Raw genomic sequence first — 19,299 nt, 5'->3', positions numbered from 1 at the left:
GGGGGAGATTGTGGCGCAAACTCGGAGCAACGGGCTAACACTGGTGCAATCACGACCGGAGGAGTCGATGTGATGGCGGAACCGTTGCCCGGAACAGGGCTCTCACCTGCGAAGAGACCGGATTCTCTCCGGGTGGTCGGCCTGATGTCCGGCACGTCGCACGACGCCGTCGACGCCGCGGCGTGCGACCTCCGGCTCGACGACGGCACGCTGGTGCTGACGCCGCTGGGCCATCTCTCCGTGCCGTATCCCCGGGCGCTCCGGTCCGAGCTCGTGGCGGCACTGCCTCCGGCGCCGACCACGCTCGAGGCGGTGTGCCGGCTCGACACCGGGATCGGGCAGGCGTTCGCGGACGTCGCGGTGCGTGCCGTGGCCGAGCTGTGCGGCGGGCGGGCCGAGCTGGTGGTCTCGCACGGGCAGACCGTCTTCCACTGGGTGCAGGACACCGCCGTGCGCGGCACGCTGCAGATCGGCGAGGCGGCCTGGATCGCCGAGGCGACAGGACTACCCGTCGTCTCCGGCTTGCGCACCCGCGACGTCGCCGCCGGCGGACAGGGCGCACCGCTGGTCGGTCTGTTCGACGCACTGTGGCTCGCGGGACGGCCCGGCTCGGCCGTCGCGCTCAACCTCGGCGGGATCGCGAACGTGACGGCACGGACGCCGGGCGGGGGAGCGCTCGCCTTCGACACGGGTCCCGCGTGCGCCCTGCTCGACGCCGCCACGCGGCACGTCACCGGCGGCCGGCTCGCCTTCGACGCCGACGGCGCGCTCGCCGCCCGCGGCCACGTGCTCCCCGAGCTGCTGGCACGCCTGCTCGACGAGCCGTACTACGCGCGGGCGGCCCCGAAGTCGACCGGCAAGGAGCTGTTCCACCTCGACTACCTGCTCCATCGCCTGGGGCCGACGCCGCCGTCGGCCGAGGACCTGCTCGCGACCCTGGTGGCACTGACCGCCCGCACGGTCGCGGACACGATCCGGGACGGTGCCACCGAGGTCGTCGCGTCGGGCGGCGGCACGCGCAACCCCGTGCTCATGGCGGCGCTGCGGGAGGAGCTGCCCGGGGTGGCGGTCCGGACCTCGGACGAGCTGGGCGTGCCGAGCCAGGCCAAGGAGGCGCTGGCGTTCGCGGTGCTGGGCTGGCACACCTGGCACGGACTGCCCGGGGTGCTGCCAGGGGCGACGGGGGCGCGGCGGGCGAGCGTGCTGGGGTCGGTGACGCCGGGGGCCGGCGGAGGGTTTCCACCCGGTGCGAGCAGTGGGGTGAGGCGGCCGGGACGACTGGAGATCGCGCGTGGTGGCTGACCGGCACCCCGTCCACCGGGAAGGGGACAGCCGGGGAGAAGTACCCATGACGTCTTTGAAAGGCCGCCCCGGACATGACGAAGGCCCCGACTCAAAGAGCCGGGGCCTTCGTCACAACGTGCGCGAGGGGGGAGTTGAACCCCCACGCCCTTTCGGGCACACGGACCTGAACCGTGCGCGTCTGCCTATTCCGCCACTCGCGCGCTGCTGGATGAACGCTAGCACGTCCCGGACCCCACCTCCGAATCCAAATCCGGTGAAGTGGTTCACGTCCCGCCGCAGGTCTAGTAGCGTGCGGATCCGCCCACGCCTCTCCTCATCGCGCCACCTGAGGGAAGATCGGAGAAGATCCGCAGGACATCCACAGTATTGGAGTCTGCGGGCAGCTACCGGTCTATACGATCTAGGTAGTCTGCCCGGCGCAGACCCTGGAAGGAGGTGGCATGGGCGCCCTGGACCGCTTCGAGAAGAGCGTGGAGCGCATGATGAACAACGCGTTCGCCAAGGTGGGACGTGGCGAGGTGAAGCCAGTCGAACTGGCGAGCAGGCTGCGGCGCGAGCTGGACGACCGTGCCGCGGTCGTCGGACGTGACCGTACCGTCGCACCGAACGAGTTCACCATCGAGCTCGCCCCAGACGACTTCGCCCAGATCGAGGCATGGGGTGCACAGACCCTTGCCGACGAGCTCGCGTCCAACATCACGGCGTACGCCGCGACGCAGCACTACGCGTTCGTCGGCCCCGTGAGCGTCACGTTCGACGAGCAGTACGAGCTGGTGCCCGGCCGCTTCACCGTGCGGTCGCGCAGCGTGCAGGGGAGCGTCGCCCCGGCGACGTCCGGCGCGCCGACCGGACGGCACCCCCTGATCGACATCGACGGTCAGCGGTACCTGCTGACCGGGCCCGTCACCGTCATCGGCCGCGACGCCGAGGCGGACATCGTGGTGGACGACCCGGGTGTCTCCCGCCGCCACCTGGAGATCCGCGTGACACCCGACGGTGTCGTCGCGACCGACATGGGCTCCACCAACGGCCTGTACGTGGAGGGCCACCAGGTCCCGGCCGCGACCCTGCTCGACGGCAACACGATGACCATCGGCCGTACCCGCATCATGTTCTGGACCGGCAGTGCCTCCGGTGCGGACAACGAGGACTGGTGACTGACCCGACATGAGCGAGCTGACGTTCACCCTGCTCCGGCTGGGCTACCTGGTGCTGCTGTGGGTGTTCGTGCTCTCGGCCGTGGCCGTGCTGCGGCGCGACCTGGCCGGGCCACGCACCGCGAGCAGCAGGCGGCGCCGGCCCGAGCTCGCGGGCCCGGCCCCGTCGCCGGCCCCGGGTGGCGGGGCGCCCCGCGCCCCGCAGCGGGGTGGCCCGTCCCGGCTCGTCGTGGTGGCCGGCCCGCTCACGGGTACCACCATCCCGCTCACCTCGTCCGGCGTGCTGATCGGCCGGGCACCCAGCTGCACCCTCGTGCTGGACGACGACTACTCGTCGTCCCGTCACGCACGGATCTTCCCCCAGGGCGGACAGTGGTTCGTGGAGGACCTCGGCTCCACGAACGGCACCTACATCGGTGAGGAGCGGGTCCAGGGCATCGTCCCGCTCGCCCCGGGTGTGGGCGTACAGATCGGACAGTCCGTCGTCGAGCTCCAGGGATGACCACCACGTGACCGTGACCTTGCGGTATGCCGCGCGTTCCGACGTCGGCCTCGTCCGCTCCAACAACCAGGACTCCGCGTACGCGGGTCCCAACCTCCTCGTCGTGGCCGACGGCATGGGCGGGCACGCGGGCGGCGACGTCGCATCCGCGCTGACCATCGCGGCCCTCGTGGGCCTCGACCGGCCCGACCACAGCTCCGACCAGTCGATGTCCGAGCTGGAACGGACCATCGACCGCGCCCGGCAGGACCTCGTCGACGCCACCACGGCCGACCCGGATCTGGCCGGGATGGGCACCACCGTGACCGCGCTGCTGAAGTCGGGCAACACGCTCGCCATGGCCCACCTGGGCGACTCGCGCGCGTACCTGCTGCGGGACGGCGTCCTGGCGCAGGTCACGGTGGACCACACCTTCGTGCAGCACCTGGTCGACACCGGCCGGATCACGCCCGACGAGGCGGAGACCCACCCGCAGCGCAACGTCGTCATGCGCGTGCTGGGCGACTTCGACCTGGACCTCACGCCCGACCTGTCGATCCGTGAGGCCGTGCCCGGCGACCGCTGGATGCTCTGCTCCGACGGCCTGTCCGGGTTCGTGCCGGAGCACGAGATCGCCGAGGTCCTCGCCTCGGTCGCGTCCCCGCAGGACGCCGTCGAGCGGCTCGTCTCGATGTCCATGCGCGCGGGCAGCACCGACAACATCACCGTCGTCGTGGCGGACGTCCTCGACGAGGCCGCCGCAGCCGGCACCACCGCGACCGTCGTTCCCGAGATCGTCGGCTCGGCCGCGCTCGCCGGCGTGACCGCGGCCGGCGGCGACCAGCAGGCACCCACCAGCCTGCCCGGCCCTGGTCCCGGTTCCGGGATCGACGGCGACACCGTGACCGGGTTCGTCCGGGCGCCCGCGCCCGGGGGCGAGCAGGCTGCCGCGGCCCCCGCCGCCGTGAGCGTGCTGTCCGGGGCGGTGGCGCAGGACGGGCTCGCCGACACCCTCGAGCACGCCGTGATCGCGAGCGGCTCCGAGGAGGAGCAGTACCAGCCCGACATCCAGCCGGACGACGAGACGGACGACGAGACCGACGAGGAGTCCGCCACTCCGAAGAAGCGCGCCTGGCTGACCGTGGTCGGTGCGCTGCTGCTCGTCGTCGGGCTCGGCGTGGCCGGCTGGGCCGGTTACCGCTGGACCCAGACCCAGTACTACGTGGGCGAGTCGGACGGCCAGGTCGCGGTGTTCCGCGGCATCCCCGCCACGGCGGGACCCCTGAGCTTCTCGACGCCCGTCGAGCTCACCGGCACCCGGGTCGACGAGCTGCCCGACTTCGTCGCCGACCGGGTGCACGAGACCATCCGGGCCACCTCGCTGGAGGACGCCCGCGGGCGGGCGGACCGCCTCATCGCGGACGCCGCCGCGGAGACCGACCCCTCGCCGTCGCCCACGCCGTCGTCGACCCCGACACCGTCGTCCACGCCGACCCCGAGCGACGAACCGCGCAACGACACGTCGTCCCAGCCGGAGAGCACGGCTGAGAACACTGCTGAGAACACCGCGGACGACGCCGGCCAGGAGAAGAACGGGTGACGGCGCTCCGGCCCGAGGAGGGTGCCCCAGCGCGCATCGCCGAGGCGATCCTGCTCGTCGTCGCGCTGGCGCTCGGCATGGGCGGCATGTGGATGGTCGGTTACTCGCTCGAGGACGGCCTGCCCGAGGGGTTCTGGACCTACACGATCGTGCTGGCCGCACTCGCCTTCACCGCGCACATCGTGCTGCGGCTGCGCGCGCCCTACGCCGATCAGGTGATCCTGCCCGCCGTGGTGCTGCTGAACAGCATCAGCATGGCGACCATCCTGCGTCAGGACCTCGTCGACATCGACGGCGCGAACGCGTCGCGCCACCTCATGTGGACCGCGCTCGGCATCGTGGTCGCCTGCGTCACCCTGTTCGTCATCCGCGACCACCGCAGTCTGCGCCGCCTGACCTACACGGCGATGATCGTCGGCATCGTGCTGGTGATCCTGCCGCTGATCCCCGGCCTCGGCCGAGAGGTCAACGGCGCGCGCATCTGGATCTACATCGGCAGCTTCTCGCTGCAGCCGGCCGAGTTCGCCAAGATCGCGTTCGCCGTGTTCTTCGCGGGCTACCTGGTCGCCAACCGCGACACCCTCGCCCTGGCCGGCAAGAAGTTCCTGGGCCTGCAGCTGCCGCGCCTGCGCGACCTGGGTCCGATCCTCATCGTCTGGGCCGTGTCGCTGGCCGTCCTCATCGGCGAGAAGGACCTGGGAACGTCGCTGCTGTTCTTCGGCCTGTTCGTCGGCATGCTCTACCTCGCCACCGACCGCGTGGGCTGGATCGCCATCGGCCTGCTCATGTTCGCGGTCGGCGCCGTGGTGGCCTGGTCGATCTTCAGCCACGTGCAGCTCCGCGTGAACATCTGGCTGGACGCGCTCAACCCCGAGCTGTCGGACGGTCCGTCCTACCAGCTCGTGCAGGGCCTGTTCGCGATGGCGTACGGCGGCATGTTCGGCGCCGGCTGGGGCGAGGGGTACCCGCAGTACGTGCCGTTCGCGTTCTCCGACTTCATCTACGCCGCCCTCGGCGAGGAGCTCGGCCTCACCGGCCTGCTCGCGATCCTGCTGGTCTACCTGGTGATCGTGCAGCGCGGCCTGCGCCACGCGGTCGGCGTGCGCGACGGCTTCGGCAAGCTGCTCGCCGGCGGGCTCGCGTTCGTGATGGCGCTGCAGCTCTTCGTCGTGGTGGGCGGCATCACCCGCATCATCCCGCTCACCGGCCTGACCCTGCCGTTCATGGCGCAGGGTGGATCGTCACTGCTCGCGAACTGGATCGTCATCGCCCTCATGCTCCGTATCTCCGACGCCGCACGGCGCCCGTCGGCGCTGCCCACCCGCGGTGCCCTCGCCGACCCGGCGCCCGCCGTCGTCGGCGGCGGTGCCATCGAGGTCGGGGGCGGCAGGCCGGTGCAGGCCGAGACCGAGGCGGGCGCCGGACACGGCGGCACGCCCGACGACGCGACCCAGATCGTCCGGGGGGTGGACCGGTGAACGCCACCCTCCGCCGGCTGTCGGGCGTCGTGATGGTCATGTTCCTGGCCCTCATGGTGTCGACCACCTGGATCCAGTTCGTGTCCGCGGAGTCGCTCAACAGCGACGGGCGCAACGTGCGCGGCATCTACAGCGCGCTCGCGCGGGACCGCGGGCCCATCGTCGTGAGTGACGGCAAGGCGATCGTCACGTCCGTGCCCGTCGACGACAACTACAAGTACCAGCGCACCTACTCGGAGGGCGACGGCGGCGCCGCCGCCGTGTACGCACCGGTGACCGGCTACTTCTCGGTCAACGGCACCGTCACCGGGATGGAGCGCTACGCCAACAGCTACCTCGCGGGCGAGGACGACTCCCTGTGGCTCGACCGCCTGCAGAACCTGATCACGGGCGAGGAGGCGCAGGGTTCCTCCGTCGAGCTCACGATCGACCCCGAGGTGCAGAAGGCCGCCTGGGACGCCCTCGGTGACCGCAACGGGGCCGCCGTCGCGCTCGACCCCAAGACCGGGGCGATCCTGGCGATGGTCTCCAAGCCGTCCTACGACCCCAACACGCTCGCGGTGCACGACGCAGGCGAGGCCACGGCTGCCTCGGAGGCGCTGATCAACGACAAGCCGGTGATCGGCAGCGTCGACGGCGAGGAGCGCCGCAGCGTCTACGGGCCGACCATCAACCGCACCATCAACGCCACGTTCCCGCCGGGGTCCACGTTCAAGCTGCTGACCTCCGCCGCGGCGATCGAGTACGACGGCGTGACCCCGGACACCTCGATCCCCGCCCCCGACAGCTACACGCTCCCGGGGACGTCGACGCCGGTGCAGAACTTCGGCGGCGAGAGCTGCTCGAGCACCGGCGAGATGACGCTCAAGGCGGCCCTGGCCATGTCCTGCAACACCGCCTTCCTCGACCTGGCGAACCAGGTCGGCAAGGACGGGATGCAGCAGATGTTCCAGGACTTCGGCTTCACCGAGTCCCTGGAGATCCCGATGACGACGTCGGTCGGTGCCTACCCGGGCCTGATCGGCGGCGAGAACGACGACGACTCCGACGCGCGCATCGCGCTGTCCGGCATGGGGCAGGGCAGCGTGCGCATGACGCCGCTCCAGGTGGCCATGATCTCCGCGGCCATCGCGAACGACGGCGACCTCATGGAGCCCTACCTGATCCAGAGCGTCCGGGACAGCGACCTCGAGCTCGTCAGCCAGACGAAGCCGAGCCGCTACAAGAGCCCGTTCTCGTCGTCCACGGCCGAGGCACTCACCGACATGATGCTCGAGGTCGTCAACGGCGACACCGGCACCGGTTCCGGCGCCCAGATTCCCGGCGTCCAGGTGGCCGGCAAGACCGGTACCGCCGAGGACGACCCGCGGTCGCCCACGCTGTGGTTCACCTCGTTCGCACCGGCCGACGACCCGCAGGTCGCGGTCGCCGTGGTCCTCGAGAACGAGGGCCAGTCCACGAACGAGACGACCGGTGGCGCGCTCGCCAGCCCGATCGCCGCGCAGATCATGCAGGCGGCGATCCAGCAATGAGACCGGTCGAGGGCCTGACGCTCGGCGGGCGCTACACGCTGGTGCGGCGCATCGCCATGGGCGGCATGGGCGAGGTCTGGGTCGCGCGCGACGAGAAGCTCGCGCGCGAGATCGCCGTGAAGGTGCTCCGCGAGGAGTACACGGGCAACGAGGACTTCCTCCGTCGCCTGCGCACGGAGGCCCGGAACTCGTCGGCCCTCGTCCACCCCAACATCGCGCAGATGTTCGACTACGGCGAGGAGCGCGGCGCCGGGTACCTGGTCATGGAGCTGGTCCTGGGCGAGCCTCTCGCCGACCTGCTCGAACGGGAGCCGGTGCTCCAGCCCGCCCGGCTGCTGCCGATCCTCGCCCAGACCGCCCGCGGCCTGCACGCCGCTCACCTCGCCGGCGTGGTGCACCGCGACGTGAAGCCGGGCAACATCCTGCTGGAGCACTCCGGCACCGTGAAGATCACGGACTTCGGCGTCTCGGTCGCGCAGAACCAGGTGCCCATGACGGCCACGGGCATGGTCATGGGCACCGCCCAGTACCTGTCGCCCGAGCAGGCGGTCGGGCAGTCGGCGACGGGTGCCTCCGACATCTACGCCCTCGGTGTCGTGGCCTACGAGGCCACGGCCGGACGTCGCCCGTTCACCGGCCGGACGCCGGTCGACATCGCGATCGCGCACGTCAACGCCCCGGTTCCGCTGCTGCCGACGTCGGTGCACCCGGGCCTGGCGGAGACGATCACCAAGATGCTGGAGAAGGACCCGGCACAGCGCATCTCGTCGGCCGACCAGCTCGCCCGCCACCTCGACATGCTCGCCGCGGAGATCGCGGAGGACCCGTTCGGCAGCTCGCGCTACGCCCGCCGGTCGCGCCGTGAGGGTCAGTCCTCCGCCCAGCGCGCGGGCAACGGCCGCGGTGGCGCCCCGCAGCCCGGACCGTCGCACGCCCGGCGGCAGAGCCCGTTCGGCGCCGGACGGCACACCACGGTGGCCAACGCGCAGTCCGCGCCTCCCGCACCCCAGCAGGGCCCTTCGGCCGGCACCTACGGACCCGGTGCACCGGCGGCCGGTCCCGGCACCCCGGCGGGCGACTACGGATCGGGACAGCACGGATCGGGGGCCTACGGCACCGACTCCGCTGGATACGGCACGACCTCCGGCACCTACGGGACGGATGCCTACGGGCGGCCGTACTCGCCGCCGCCCGGGACGCCAGCAGGCAGCCCGGTCTCCGGGCCGTTCGGCACGGACTCGGCCGGCTATGGCACCGACTCGGCCGGATACGGCACGGACTCCGCCGGGTACGGGTCGGACTCCGCCGGCTACGGCACGACGTCGGGCGCCTACGGGTCCGACGCCTACGGTCAGCCGCACGGCTCGGGGTACGCACCGCCGCCGTCGGCGGGCGGGGCCGGCAACGGCGCGCGGTCCTATCCCTCGCGCCGCGACCTGCACTCGACACGCCAGGACGGACGGCGGGTCCCCCAGCAGGGGCGTTCGGGAGGGCACCCTGGGAAAGGGCGAAATCTGTCGTCCGACATCCAACGGTGGGTGGGCGGGCTCGAGGACCGGTTCGGGGTCCGCGTGTCCTGGCCGCTCGTCGCACTGGTCGCGCTGCTGCTCGTGGTCCTCATCATCACGCTGGTCACCGGGGGTGGCGACGACAGCGCTCTTCAGGAGCCGTGGGGTTCCTCCGAAATCAATGCCGAAACACTGAATTCCCCGGCAGCGGCCGCACTCGCCGCTTCTGGGATGATGCTCCTCAACGAGCCGTATGCCCCGGGGCAGACGGCCATGACATCAAAGGACGTATGAGTGGTGGACAACACGCCCCGCGTACTCGCCGGCCGCTACGAGGTCGGTGAGCTGGTCGGCCGCGGCGGTATGGCCGAGGTTCACATCGGCCACGACACCCGCCTCGGCCGCACGGTGGCGATCAAGGTGCTGCGCTCCGACCTCGCTCGTGACCCGTCCTTCCTGACCCGGTTCCGGCGCGAGGCGCAGTCCGCGGCCGCCCTGAACCACCCCGCGGTGGTCGCCGTGTACGACACGGGGGAGGACATCCACCAGAACGCCGCGGGCGAAGACGTGCACGTGCCCTTCATCGTGATGGAGTACGTGGAGGGTCACACGGTCCGCGACATCCTGACCGACGGCGCCGCGGTGCCGATCGAGGAGGCCGTCGAGATCACCGTCGGCGTGCTCAGCGCGCTGGAGTACTCGCACCACGCCGGCATCGTGCACCGCGACATCAAGCCCGCGAACGTGATGATCACGCCTACCGGCGCGGTCAAGGTGATGGACTTCGGCATCGCCCGCGCCATGGCCGACTCCGCTGCAACGATGACGCAGACGCACGCCGTCATCGGTACCGCCCAGTACCTGTCCCCGGAGCAGGCGCGCGGCGAGCAGGTGGACACCCGGTCCGACCTGTACTCCACCGGCTGCATGCTGTTCGAGCTGCTCACGGGACGTCCGCCGTTCCAGGGCGACTCCCCGGTTGCCGTCGCCTACCAGCACGTGGGGCAGGAGCCGCAGCGGCCGTCCGAGGTGGCCACCGACGTGCCCGAGGTGCTGGACCGCATCACCCTCAAGGCCCTGACCAAGGACCGCGACCAGCGCTACAGCACGGCCGCCGAGTTCCGGCGCGACCTGGAGGCCGCGATGCGCGGCGGCCAGGTCACCGCGCCCATGGTCGGTGCCGGCGCCATGATGGGTGCCACCCAGGTGGCAGGCCCGCCCGCGTACGGCGCCACGCAGGTCATGACGCCGGGGCAGGGCAACTGGGGTCCGGCCACCGCGCAGCAGAGCCCCATCACGCCCGGCGGCGGCTACCCCGGGCCGACCCGCGCCAACCAGGAGCCGGAGAAGAAGAGCCGCGCTCTCATGTGGTGGCTGCTCGGCATCGCCCTGGCCGCGGTCGCGGCGATCGTGATCGCCATGATCGTGAACGGCGGCGGCAACGACGAGCCGACGACGACGCCCGTGCCCACCATCGCGGAGGGCATCTCCGCCGAGGAGGCGCGGGCGCAGATCGAGGCCGCCGGCCTGACGTTCGAGCAGGCCATCGACAAGGAGTCCGAGCTCGAGGAGGGTCAGACGACCGGGACGACCGACCCGACCGCCGGCACAGAGGTGGAGCCGAACTCGACCGTGACGGTGTACGTGGCCGGTGCGCCGGGCCAGGTCACCATCCCCGACCTGAGCGGCCAGAGCGAGGAGTCCGCGCGGGCCACGCTCGAGGGGCTCAACCTCACCGTGGGCGAGAGCCAGACGGAGAACAGCCCGACCGTGCAACAGGGCATGGTCACCAAGACCGAGCCCGGGAGCGGTCAGATCGTCCAGGAGGGCTCGGACGTCAGCCTCTACCTCGCGACCGGCAACACCACGCTCCCGAACGTCGCAGGACAGACGCGTGAAGCGGCCGAGGCGCAGCTCGCCAACCTCGGGCTCGGCACCATCCAGTGGGACACCGAGGAGAGCGACGAGGTCGCGGAGGGCTCGGTCGTCCGCACCGACCCCGAGCCCGGCGACGTTCCGCTGGGTCAGTCGGTCACCGTGTACGTCGCGACCGCGCCGGCCCCGCAGGAGGCCACCGTTCCCGTCGATCTCGTAGGCAAGTCGCTGGAGGATGCTCAGCTGGCCTGCACGGGTGTGCAGATCACCTGTGATCAGGTCGCCGAGGAGCCTTCCGCAATCTTCCCTGAGCCTGGCACGGTCATCCGATCGGATCCGGCGCCTGGGTCCACCGTCAATGTGGGCGACTACGTCAACCTCGTCGTCTCGTCCGGTCCGCCGGAGGACGGTGGCGAGGGAGAAGGCGGCGGGGACGGCGAGGAGATCCTGCCCTAGGTTGGGGCTTGACCGGCAGTCAATCCACTGAATACTTTCAGCAGCCCGAACTCGCTCGTCACGGCGCAGATCATGCAGTTTTCATCCTAGACATAGCGGTCTTAAGGGATAAAAATGGCACAGCCTGGCGATGGCTTTGCGCCGTCGCCGCCACGCCGAGATGAGGAGTAGTCGCATGATGGCCCGAAAGCATGCATGGACCACAGTGCTCGCCCTTGCGCTCACCCTGACTGGAGGTGTGACCGCAGCAGCCGCACCCGCGGACACACCTGACGTCACGATCATGTCACCGAGCTCTGGATGGGTCGATGGCAATGGAGGCACTGCGAACCAATGGGCCAACGAGGGGGTTCTGGGGCAGAACTACCACCGCAATTCGGGTGCCACCGGACTGTGGCAGGCCTTCCTCTACACGCAGGGCTATCTGGTCTCACTTTCCGACATCGACTGCCAGTTCGGGCCGAACACAGCGACCGCCACGGCGAACTTTCAGGCGGCCAACGGTCTCTCGGATGATGGAGTTGTTGGAGCCGCCACCTTCGGCCGAGCCGATGACTACCTGACCTTCGAAAGTACCGAAGGCGGGGGAACCTCCAAGTACTACCACGCAGGTTCGGGAGCCAGGAAGCTGTACTTCCCGGCGTCCGTCAGCGGATCAACGTGGCGTTTCGGCTTCAAGCAGCAGACGGGCAAGTACGGCGTTGCGTACCCGTCCTGGTACGGCTCAATCCCGACTGACTGCTAGTGATCTGAACGGAATGGCGTCGCAGGTCACGAGGTGACCAGCGGCGCCATTCCTTGTGCCCGCTCGACCGCACCCGCCAGGCCGCACATCTCCAGCCAGTTCGCGAGCAGCCGGTGACCACCCTCCGTGAGCACCGATTCCGGGTGGAACTGCACGCCGTGCAGCGGCAGCTCGCGGTGCTGCAACCCCATCACCACGCCCGACGCCGTCGCGCACGTCACCGTGAGCTCGGCCGGAACGCTCTCGGGCGTCACGGCCAGCGAGTGGTACCGCGTGGCGGTGAACGGCGTCGGCAGCCCGGCGAGCACGCCCTGGCCCTGGTGCTCGACGAGGCTGGTCTTGCCGTGCATGAGCTCCGGCGCATGGGTGACCGTGCCGCCGTACACCTCGGCGAGCGCCTGATGACCCAGGCAGACGCCGAGCATCGGGGTGCGCGACCGCGCGCAGGCCCGGATCACGTCCTCGGAGGCTCCGGCCTCCGCGGGGGTCCCCGGGCCGGGTGACACGAGCACGCCGTCGTAGGGCGTGGGGGAGCCGTCGCCGTCGTCGTACCAGTAGCGGCCGTCGGCGTCAGGGGCGGGCACGGCGTCGTTCCGGACCACCACGGTCCGGGCGCCGATCTGGTCGAGGTAGCCGACGATCGTGTAGACGAACGAGTCGTAGTTGTCGACGACGAGGATGCGCGTCATGCGGGCATGCTACGCGCCGACGGTCGTGTCGTTGAACGGCATGTACTCGCTGAGCCACGGGAAGAACTCCGTGAAGCACACCGCGACCACGCCGAACACCAGCACGAGGCACACCAGGAACTTGAACCATCCCGGGCCAGGGATGGCCCGCCACAGCAGCCCGTACATCAGCTCACCAGCTCCTTCGGCATGCCCTCGCCCACCGGGGCCCAGTAGTCGAGCTCGCCGTGCACGATGTACCGCTCGGTCGCGGAGAACATCGGGTGGCACGACGTGAGTGTGATGAACCGCTTGGTCAGCTCGGGCATCGGCTGGTCGGCCGTCACGCCGGGCACCGGGGCGATCACCTCGACGTTCTGCGGGTAGACGATCTTCGACTCGGTGACCTTGTAGACGTACCAGGTCTTCTCGGTGCGGACCACGACGGCGTCACCGGTCTTGAGGTCCGCGATCTTGTTGAACGGCTTGCCGTACGTGGTGCGGTGCGCGGCGACGGCGAAGTTGCCGAGGTCGCCCGGCATGGCCGTGCCGACGTAGTGCCCGATGCCGATGGTGTCGAGCACCGTCGCCTTCTCGGTGCCCTCTGCGACGGGCTTGACGTAGTCGTCGCCGAACCGCGGGATGTACATCTGCGCGAAGAGCGTGCCCTCGGCGGGCGGCTCCTTCATGACCGGGGGCGCGTCACGCCGCTCGGTGACGGTTGCCGGCCCGGACGGGGCGCTCTCCCAGTCCATCTGGGCGATGATCTCGTTCTGCGCCCGCGCGCCCTCGACATCAGTCCACCAGAGCTGCCAGACCACGAACAGTCCGAGCACCAGGCCGGCCGTCACGAGGAGCTCACCCAGCACACCGATCAGCCAGGCCACCGGCCGCATCTGGCCGGACGAGCCCTGGGGACGGCGCGCGTTGCGCGGACCCATCCCGGACGGGCCTCTCTGGTACGCGATCGGGAACACCTCCTGGGGCAGGGGTACGTTGTGACCGGCCTGCGCGTGGGTCATCCAAAGACCTCCGTACCCTCGGGAACCGTCGCATACTGCAGACCGCCGCCGTCGTACGCGGGGAGGTCCAGGTGATCGCTGTGCCGCACGTCCCAGCCCAGGTGCACCCACTGGACGTACTCCAGGTACGTCTGCACACCCTCGGACCGGTCGAGCGACGCCTCCATCTTCTCCGGGTCGCCGACGGCCGTCACCTCGTAGGGGGGTGAAAAGACCTTGCCGTGCAGCAGCAGGATGTTGCCCGAGCACCGGAACGCGGACGTCGACGTCACGCGCTCGCCCTGCAGGGTCATGGCCTCGGCGCCGCCGCTCCACAGCGCGTTGATCACGTGCTGGAGGTCCTGCTGGTGCACCACCAGGTCGTCGGGCTGCGGCTCCACGCCGCCGGGGCCCGCGCCCACCGCGGTCGACGGCGCGTCGTCGAGCGTGACCGTCAGACCCGGACCGCTCACCGGCTCCGACCCGGACACGACGCCCTCGCGCCGCACCAGCCCGGCGGGCGGCGTCGGCACCGTGGCTCCCGTCCGCGCGGTGAGCGCCTCGATCTCGCGGTCCAGCGCGCCAGACCGGTCGGTCAGCTCGGCGACGCGCGCCGTCTCGGCGTCCACCAGCTGTGCGAGGTCCTGTGGATCGCGGGTGTCCGCACCGCCGCCGTCGGCGAGCCGGGCACTTGCGCTGAACATGAGGCCGGCCAGTACGGCAACCCCGCCCACGCTGAGCCACGACCGCCAGCCCGCGCCGGCGGAGGCACGGAGGAAACCCCCCGCGCCCCGCGCTGACGGCGCGGGCGTCGGCTCAGCTCCGGTCACGCGCCCCTCCTGCAACGATCGTCAAACCCGCGGACACGTCTGGTCACGCTCAAGGCCTGTGGACCACTACGCTAGTCCACGAGAAAGCAGACGTCGGCCCGGCACACCCGGCGGGGCCATCACCCAGGACAGGAGCGCGTCTCGTGCCCGAGTCGAAGTCCCGCAACAAGAAGAAGGCCGCACCCAAGGCGGAGAAGTCCGAGGCCAAGGTCGCGCTGCCCGGTGAGGCCGTCAACCCGCGCTGGCTGGCCCCGGTCATGCTCGGCCTCATGATCCTCGGCCTGGCCTGGATCGTGACGTTCTACCTGACGAGCGCGGACCTCCGGCTGCCGATCCCGCAGATCGGGCAGTGGAACCTGGCGGTGGGCTTCGGCCTGATCATCGTCGGTTTCGGGCTCACGACCCGCTGGAAGTAGCGGCTCCGCGGCCGCGTCGAGGCGGCCGCGGAGCTGTATCCCCATTTATCCACAGCTGTGGGTAAAGCTGGGGAAAAGAGGACGGCGCTAGATCCCCAGCACGCCCAGTGAGGCGTAACGCCACGTCGCCAGCCCCGCCAGGAGCGCGAGCCCGCCCACCGCGACCAGCCATGCGACGGCGGCGCGACGCTCCTTCGGCGCGTACGCGTACGCCGTCGCGACGAGCGCTCCGGTGACGAGGCCACCCAGGTGCGCCTGCCACGAGATGTTCGGCACAAAGAAGCCGATCGCCCCGTTGATCGCCAGCAGCACGAGCACCTGACCCAGGCTGCGGCCCAGCCGGCGCAGCACCGGGAGCATCGCCCCGAACAGGCCGAACACCATGCCGGACGCACCCACGACGCGCGTCACCCACGCGCTGGACCCGAACGGATCACCGGCCAGGAGCAGCACGCCGACCGACCCACCGATGGCGGACAGCAGGCACAGCACCGTGAAGCGCAGCCGGCCGAGCAGCGGCTCGAGGAACTGGCCGGTTATCCACAGGGCGTACATGTTGAACAGGATGTGCAGCGGCGACGTCGAGTGCAGGAACGAGGCCGTCAGGAAGCGGTACGGCTCGACGGCGCCACCCCACGGCCAGAACCACAGCAGGTGCGTCCACTCGCCGCCCGTCACGAGCTGCAGCAGCCAGCTCGCCACGCAGAGCCCGATGATGGTGAACGTCACGACCGGACGACCGCCCGCACCCGAGGTGGTCGCGGCACCACCGAACATCGTCCGCACACGAGGCGCGGTACGCCGCGACTCGCGGACGCAGTCGACGCACTGCACGCCGACGGCCGCCGGCCGCTGGCACTCCGGGCAGGCGGGCCGGCCGCAGCGCTGGCAGCGCACGTAGGCGACGCGGTCAGGATGGCGCGGGCAGACGGGAGCCGCGGCCTCGGCCGGCTCCTCGGCGGCCGGGTCGTTCATCGCGATACGTCCTCAGTCCCCTCGGTCCTCAGGTGGTCAGGTGCCCCGGGCCGTGCTGGTCCGGCGGAGCCACGCGGGCTCCGCCGTCCACCCCCGTCGCTCAGGGCTCGATGGTGACCGACGTGATCGTGATGTCCTCGACGGGGCGGTCGCCAGGACGCGTCCGCGTCTTGCCGATCGTGTCGACGACCTCGCGCGACGCGTCGTCGGCCACCTTGCCGAAGATGGTGTGCTTGCCGTTCAGCCATGGCGTCTCGGCCGTGGTGAGGAAGAACTGCGAGCCGTTGGTGCCCTCGATCTCGCCGGTGACCGGGTTGCGGCGCTTGCCGGCGTTGGCCATCGCGAGGAGGTACTTCTCGGTGAACTGGAGCTCCGGGTGGATCTCGTCGTTGAACGTGTACCCAGGTCCGCCGGTTCCCGTCCCGAGCGGGCAGCCGCCCTGGATCATGAAGTCGTCGATGACGCGGTGGAAGATGAGGCCGTCGTAGAACGGGTCCTTGCGCTCCTCACCCGTCCGCGGGTCCGTCCAGGCCTTCTCGCCCGTCGCGAGGCCGACGAAGTTCTCGACGGTCTTGGGCGCGTGGTTCGGGAAGAGCTCGATGCGGATGTCACCGGAGGTGGTGTGCAGGATTGCGAACATGTATCAATCCTCCCACGGAGCGGCCCGCTGGTGCTGCATCCACGACGCTCGCCCTCGCAAGGAGGCCGTGACGATGGCAGAGTGGCACCTTGAGGAGTATTTGAACAGTTCGGGGGAAGCTTCATGACCCGCAAGAAGGTGACCGACTACGTGGACACGAACAAGATCGACACCGAGAAGGTCAAGGAGAAGGCCGCGGAAGCCACCGCCCTGCTCTCCGACGTCAGCTCCAAGGCCGCCGTCCAGGCCGGCTCGTTCGCGGCACAGGCCAAGGACCGCGCCGTGCACGCCAAGGACTGGGCGCAGCCCCGGGTGAACGACTTCATCGCCTGGTTGACCCCGCGCGCCGAGAAGGCGTGGCAGGACAGCGTCCAGGCAGCCGCACCCCAGGTCGAGAAGGCCGCGAGCAAGGCGGCGCCGCTCATCGACTCGGCGCACGACAAGCTCGTGGACGACCTGCTGCCCAAGATGGTCGCCTCGTTCAACGCCGCGGCGTCCAGTGCCGCCGCGGCGCAGGGCAAGGCGTCGCTGGCCGAGACCGTCACCGAGGCGGCGGACAAGGCCGGCAGGAAGAGCTCGCGGAAGGGCTGGGTGATCGCGCTGGTCGCCGGTGGGGCAGCCGTCGCGGGGTACGTGTTCTGGAAGCGTGCCCAGCCGCAGACCGACCCGTGGGCCGAGCCGTGGGAGCAGGCGGCGGGAGCCGACTACTCCGACAGCACACGGACCTCCTCCGGGATCGGCGCGGCGGCGGGCTCCGCCGTCGCGAAGGGCCGGGAGGCCGGGGCCAAGGCGGCGCAGACGGCCAAGGACCTGGGTGCGCGTGCCTACTCGGCGGCGAGCCCTGCGTTCGAGGCCGCCAAGGAGAAGGCCGGGCCTGTGCTGGAGAAGGCGGCACCCGTTCTCGACGCGGCCAAGGAGAAGGCGGCTCCCGTCGTCGACGCGGCGAAGGCGACCGCGCAGAAGGCGGGCGCCGCAGTGGCCGACGCCACGCAGAAGAGCGGCCGGCACGGCAGCGACACCGCCGCGGCTCCGCCGGAGACCACACCCGAGCCGACCGAGCCCGGGCTGCCCGCCGAGCCGGGCGCTCCCACGGAGCAGCCGCTCGTGGACGAGGTCCCTCCGGTCGAGACGCCGGCCGAGTCGGGGAACAGCAAGAAGGAGAGCTGATCCTCCTCGGGGGAACAGAGCAGGGCGCCTGCCCGGCCACGCACCTTGTGCGTGGCCGGGCAGGCGCCCTTGTGTCGTGCGGGGCGAGCTCCGCCCCCCGGGATCACCCGCCGATGGGGGTGGCCGCCCCGGCGAAGGGGTCGAGCTGGATGAACGCTTCGGTCGGGTCGCCGTCGTGGACGAGCGACTCCTGGTTGACGACGTCGTCGAACGCGAAGGCGTAAGCCTTGCCGTCCGCCATCTGCTCGTGGATGTGCTTGGCGTAGTAGTTGGTCACCGAGTCCTGGTAGAAGCCGGCCGGATCCTGGGTGGGCTGCGTCGTGCTGTCGAGCAGCGAGGACCGGTTGAAGCCGGCGCACAGGGTGCGGGCGATGGCACCGATGTCGTCGTTCGGCGCCGCGAGGTCCCCGGCGCAGCCGAAGATCGACTCACCGGAGGGCTTCGGGAACGTGGTGATCACCGCGCCCGACGTGTCGGTGAAGGTCATCGTGTCGCCCGACACCGTGCCGAGGAACTTCTTCTCCGGCTGGTCGCCGTAGGGCACCACCGTCAGGGTCTCGCCCGAGTACTTGCTCCAGACACGGTCGACGTAGTCCGACAGGACGTTCGCGTCGATCTGGCCCGTGCCGACACCGTGCCCGGGGGAGAGGACACGCAGGACCGAGCCGTCGGGTCCGGTCTGGGCGAGCCCGTCCCAGCCGTCCTGCTGGGAGAGCGCCGAGACGACGTTGTCCCACCCGTCCGGCTTGAGCATCCCCGTGTGCATGAGCTCCCCGCTCGAGGACCGTAGGCCCGTCTGGTACGGCGCGGAGAAGAAGTCGACCTGTGTGCTGTTGATCCACAGGCCGGAGTCGTTGAGCGTGTACTCGGTCCAGTTGAACAGCGTGTTGCGGTTGGGGTCGCTCGGGTTCTGCACGGCGGGCTGGACGAGCTGACCGTCGTTGACGATCTTGAAGTCCAGCTTGGTGCCGTACGAGAAGTAGACCCGGCCCGAGAGCTTGGGCATCTGGATCGTGATGTCCTGGCCGTCGGCCGGGCCCGCGATCGACGCGTCGGGCGCCGGCTCAGGGACGCTTCCGGCGTCCGGCCACGCGTGGAAGGTTCCGGCGGCGTCGGCGTAGCCGAGCTGGCCGCCCTGCTCCCCGAGAACGTAGACGAACACCTCGTCGCTGCGACCCGAGTCGTTCGTGATCGTCAGCGGGATGGTGTCAGGAACTGCGGTGGCGGACGGGGTGGCGACCACGGCGGCCGACAGGGCTGCGGCCAGTGCGGCGGCAGTGCCGATGAGTTTCCTGGTCAGGGTCACTCGGTCCTCCTCGAATTGCGAGGGGCCGGTCAGTTGGATGGTGCGTGCCCCTCGCGTTCGAGGTTATGGAAGGAGTCCTGCCTTGTCAGTAGCCGACGCCCGATCGGGGGTGAAAAAGGCCCGGAACGGGCAAACATAGGGGTATCCCACAGGTCCGGC

At 70.5% G+C, this 19,299-nt stretch carries 18 protein-coding genes and 1 tRNA gene; 11 read left to right on the top strand and 8 right to left on the bottom strand.

The features are described from left to right. Positions 1–132: 132 nt before the first annotated feature. On the top strand, positions 133–1,302 hold the full coding sequence (locus ACIBBF_RS07930) for an anhydro-N-acetylmuramic acid kinase (RefSeq protein ID WP_397412230.1): 1,170 nt from the start codon (positions 133–135) through the stop codon (positions 1,300–1,302). A gap of 119 nt (positions 1,303–1,421) precedes the next feature. Here ACIBBF_RS07930 and ACIBBF_RS07925 read toward each other — a convergent pair. Further along, positions 1,422–1,505: transfer RNA gene (locus tag ACIBBF_RS07925), tRNA-Leu, on the bottom strand. 240 nt (positions 1,506–1,745) lie between these two features. Between ACIBBF_RS07925 and ACIBBF_RS07920 the strand changes: the two genes are divergently transcribed. From ACIBBF_RS07920 to ACIBBF_RS07885, 8 genes are all read left to right on the top strand, one after another. Further along, positions 1,746–2,462 (top strand): DUF3662 and FHA domain-containing protein, encoded by a 717-nt coding sequence (locus tag ACIBBF_RS07920; protein ID WP_020017306.1) that lies wholly within the window; start codon positions 1,746–1,748, stop codon positions 2,460–2,462. A 10-nt stretch (positions 2,463–2,472) separates the two neighbouring features. After that, the gene (locus ACIBBF_RS07915) at positions 2,473–2,964 is read left to right on the top strand and encodes an FHA domain-containing protein (RefSeq protein WP_397412228.1); all 492 of its coding nucleotides are present in this window, start codon (positions 2,473–2,475) and stop codon (positions 2,962–2,964) included. Between the two features lie 7 nt (positions 2,965–2,971). Continuing rightward, positions 2,972–4,543, top strand: a complete 1,572-nt coding sequence (locus tag ACIBBF_RS07910; protein WP_397412226.1) for a PP2C family protein-serine/threonine phosphatase — start codon at positions 2,972–2,974, stop codon at positions 4,541–4,543. Next, positions 4,540–6,021, top strand: coding sequence for an FtsW/RodA/SpoVE family cell cycle protein (locus ACIBBF_RS07905; RefSeq protein WP_397412224.1), 1,482 nt, complete (start codon positions 4,540–4,542; stop codon positions 6,019–6,021). The genes ACIBBF_RS07910 and ACIBBF_RS07905 overlap by 4 nt, the downstream gene beginning before the upstream one ends. Next, positions 6,018–7,553, top strand: coding sequence for a peptidoglycan D,D-transpeptidase FtsI family protein (locus tag ACIBBF_RS07900; RefSeq protein ID WP_397412222.1), 1,536 nt, complete (start codon positions 6,018–6,020; stop codon positions 7,551–7,553). Before ACIBBF_RS07905 ends, ACIBBF_RS07900 begins: the two co-directional genes overlap by 4 nt. Next, complete coding sequence (locus ACIBBF_RS07895; protein WP_397412220.1) at positions 7,550–9,355, top strand: protein kinase; 1,806 nt, start codon at positions 7,550–7,552, stop codon at positions 9,353–9,355. Before ACIBBF_RS07900 ends, ACIBBF_RS07895 begins: the two co-directional genes overlap by 4 nt. Beyond that, positions 9,356–11,392, top strand: a complete 2,037-nt coding sequence (gene pknB, locus ACIBBF_RS07890) for a Stk1 family PASTA domain-containing Ser/Thr kinase (protein ID WP_397412218.1) — start codon at positions 9,356–9,358, stop codon at positions 11,390–11,392. A 175-nt stretch (positions 11,393–11,567) separates the two neighbouring features. After that, on the top strand, positions 11,568–12,137 hold the full coding sequence (locus ACIBBF_RS07885) for a peptidoglycan-binding protein (protein ID WP_397412216.1): 570 nt from the start codon (positions 11,568–11,570) through the stop codon (positions 12,135–12,137). 26 nt (positions 12,138–12,163) lie between these two features. On the opposite strand, the gene ACIBBF_RS07880 is transcribed toward ACIBBF_RS07885, so the two are convergent. Genes ACIBBF_RS07880 through ACIBBF_RS07865 form a run of 4 tightly spaced genes read right to left on the bottom strand, consistent with a single transcriptional unit; the run spans position 12,164 to position 14,636 of the window. After that, entirely contained in the window at positions 12,164–12,826 is a 663-nt protein-coding gene (locus ACIBBF_RS07880; RefSeq protein ID WP_397412214.1) for an aminodeoxychorismate/anthranilate synthase component II, read from the bottom strand. Positions 12,827–12,835: 9 nt separating this feature from the next. After that, the gene (locus tag ACIBBF_RS07875; protein WP_397412212.1) at positions 12,836–12,994 is read right to left on the bottom strand and encodes a hypothetical protein; all 159 of its coding nucleotides are present in this window, start codon (positions 12,992–12,994) and stop codon (positions 12,836–12,838) included. Beyond that, positions 12,994–13,827, bottom strand: a complete 834-nt coding sequence (locus ACIBBF_RS07870) for a class E sortase (RefSeq protein ID WP_397412211.1) — start codon at positions 13,825–13,827, stop codon at positions 12,994–12,996. The genes ACIBBF_RS07875 and ACIBBF_RS07870 overlap by 1 nt, the downstream gene beginning before the upstream one ends. Next, positions 13,824–14,636 carry a DUF881 domain-containing protein gene (locus ACIBBF_RS07865; protein WP_397412209.1) on the bottom strand — a complete coding sequence of 271 codons (813 nt, stop codon included), beginning with the start codon at positions 14,634–14,636 and terminating at the stop codon, positions 13,824–13,826. The genes ACIBBF_RS07870 and ACIBBF_RS07865 overlap by 4 nt, the downstream gene beginning before the upstream one ends. Positions 14,637–14,779: 143 nt before the next feature. Here ACIBBF_RS07865 and ACIBBF_RS07860 point away from each other — a divergent pair, with 143 nt between their 5' ends. After that, complete coding sequence (locus ACIBBF_RS07860; protein ID WP_397412207.1) at positions 14,780–15,052, top strand: cell division protein CrgA; 273 nt, start codon at positions 14,780–14,782, stop codon at positions 15,050–15,052. Between the two features lie 87 nt (positions 15,053–15,139). Here the strand turns inward: ACIBBF_RS07860 and ACIBBF_RS07855 are convergent, their stop codons facing one another. Both ACIBBF_RS07855 and ACIBBF_RS07850 read right to left on the bottom strand, forming a co-directional pair. Then, positions 15,140–16,027, bottom strand: coding sequence for a rhomboid family intramembrane serine protease (locus ACIBBF_RS07855; protein ID WP_397412205.1), 888 nt, complete (start codon positions 16,025–16,027; stop codon positions 15,140–15,142). A gap of 100 nt (positions 16,028–16,127) precedes the next feature. Next, a complete protein-coding gene (locus ACIBBF_RS07850) occupies positions 16,128–16,667 on the bottom strand; it encodes a peptidylprolyl isomerase (RefSeq protein WP_253836220.1) in 540 nt (179 codons plus the stop codon). A gap of 123 nt (positions 16,668–16,790) precedes the next feature. On the opposite strand from ACIBBF_RS07850, the gene ACIBBF_RS07845 reads away from it, so the two are divergent. Next, complete coding sequence (locus ACIBBF_RS07845; RefSeq protein ID WP_397412203.1) at positions 16,791–17,834, top strand: hypothetical protein; 1,044 nt, start codon at positions 16,791–16,793, stop codon at positions 17,832–17,834. A 103-nt stretch (positions 17,835–17,937) separates the two neighbouring features. On the opposite strand, the gene ACIBBF_RS07840 is transcribed toward ACIBBF_RS07845, so the two are convergent. Further along, entirely contained in the window at positions 17,938–19,140 is a 1,203-nt protein-coding gene (locus tag ACIBBF_RS07840) for a beta-1,3-glucanase family protein (protein WP_397412201.1), read from the bottom strand. Positions 19,141–19,299 lie beyond the last annotated feature (159 nt).

This window comes from Promicromonospora sp. NPDC050880, assembly GCF_044456525.1.
Taxonomy (GTDB): Bacteria; Actinomycetota; Actinomycetes; order Actinomycetales; family Cellulomonadaceae; genus Promicromonospora.
This window is presented reverse-complemented; position numbering and strand designations above follow the sequence as displayed.

What these genes read in the sequence shown, in the direction of transcription:
- ACIBBF_RS07880 (WP_397412214.1), bottom strand. Translation starts at nt 12,826, where the DNA reads ATGACGCGCATCCTCGTCGTCGACAACTACGACTCGTTCGTCTACACG.
- ACIBBF_RS07915 (WP_397412228.1), top strand. Translation starts at nt 2,473, where the DNA reads ATGAGCGAGCTGACGTTCACCCTGCTCCGGCTGGGCTACCTGGTGCTG.
- ACIBBF_RS07895 (WP_397412220.1), top strand. Translation starts at nt 7,550, where the DNA reads ATGAGACCGGTCGAGGGCCTGACGCTCGGCGGGCGCTACACGCTGGTG.
- ACIBBF_RS07845 (WP_397412203.1), top strand. Translation starts at nt 16,791, where the DNA reads ATGACCCGCAAGAAGGTGACCGACTACGTGGACACGAACAAGATCGAC.
- ACIBBF_RS07850 (WP_253836220.1), bottom strand. Translation starts at nt 16,667, where the DNA reads ATGTTCGCAATCCTGCACACCACCTCCGGTGACATCCGCATCGAGCTC.
- ACIBBF_RS07870 (WP_397412211.1), bottom strand. Translation starts at nt 13,827, where the DNA reads ATGACCCACGCGCAGGCCGGTCACAACGTACCCCTGCCCCAGGAGGTG.
- ACIBBF_RS07885 (WP_397412216.1), top strand. Translation starts at nt 11,568, where the DNA reads ATGATGGCCCGAAAGCATGCATGGACCACAGTGCTCGCCCTTGCGCTC.
- ACIBBF_RS07920 (WP_020017306.1), top strand. Translation starts at nt 1,746, where the DNA reads ATGGGCGCCCTGGACCGCTTCGAGAAGAGCGTGGAGCGCATGATGAAC.
- ACIBBF_RS07875 (WP_397412212.1), bottom strand. Translation starts at nt 12,994, where the DNA reads ATGTACGGGCTGCTGTGGCGGGCCATCCCTGGCCCGGGATGGTTCAAG.
- ACIBBF_RS07855 (WP_397412205.1), bottom strand. Translation starts at nt 16,027, where the DNA reads ATGAACGACCCGGCCGCCGAGGAGCCGGCCGAGGCCGCGGCTCCCGTC.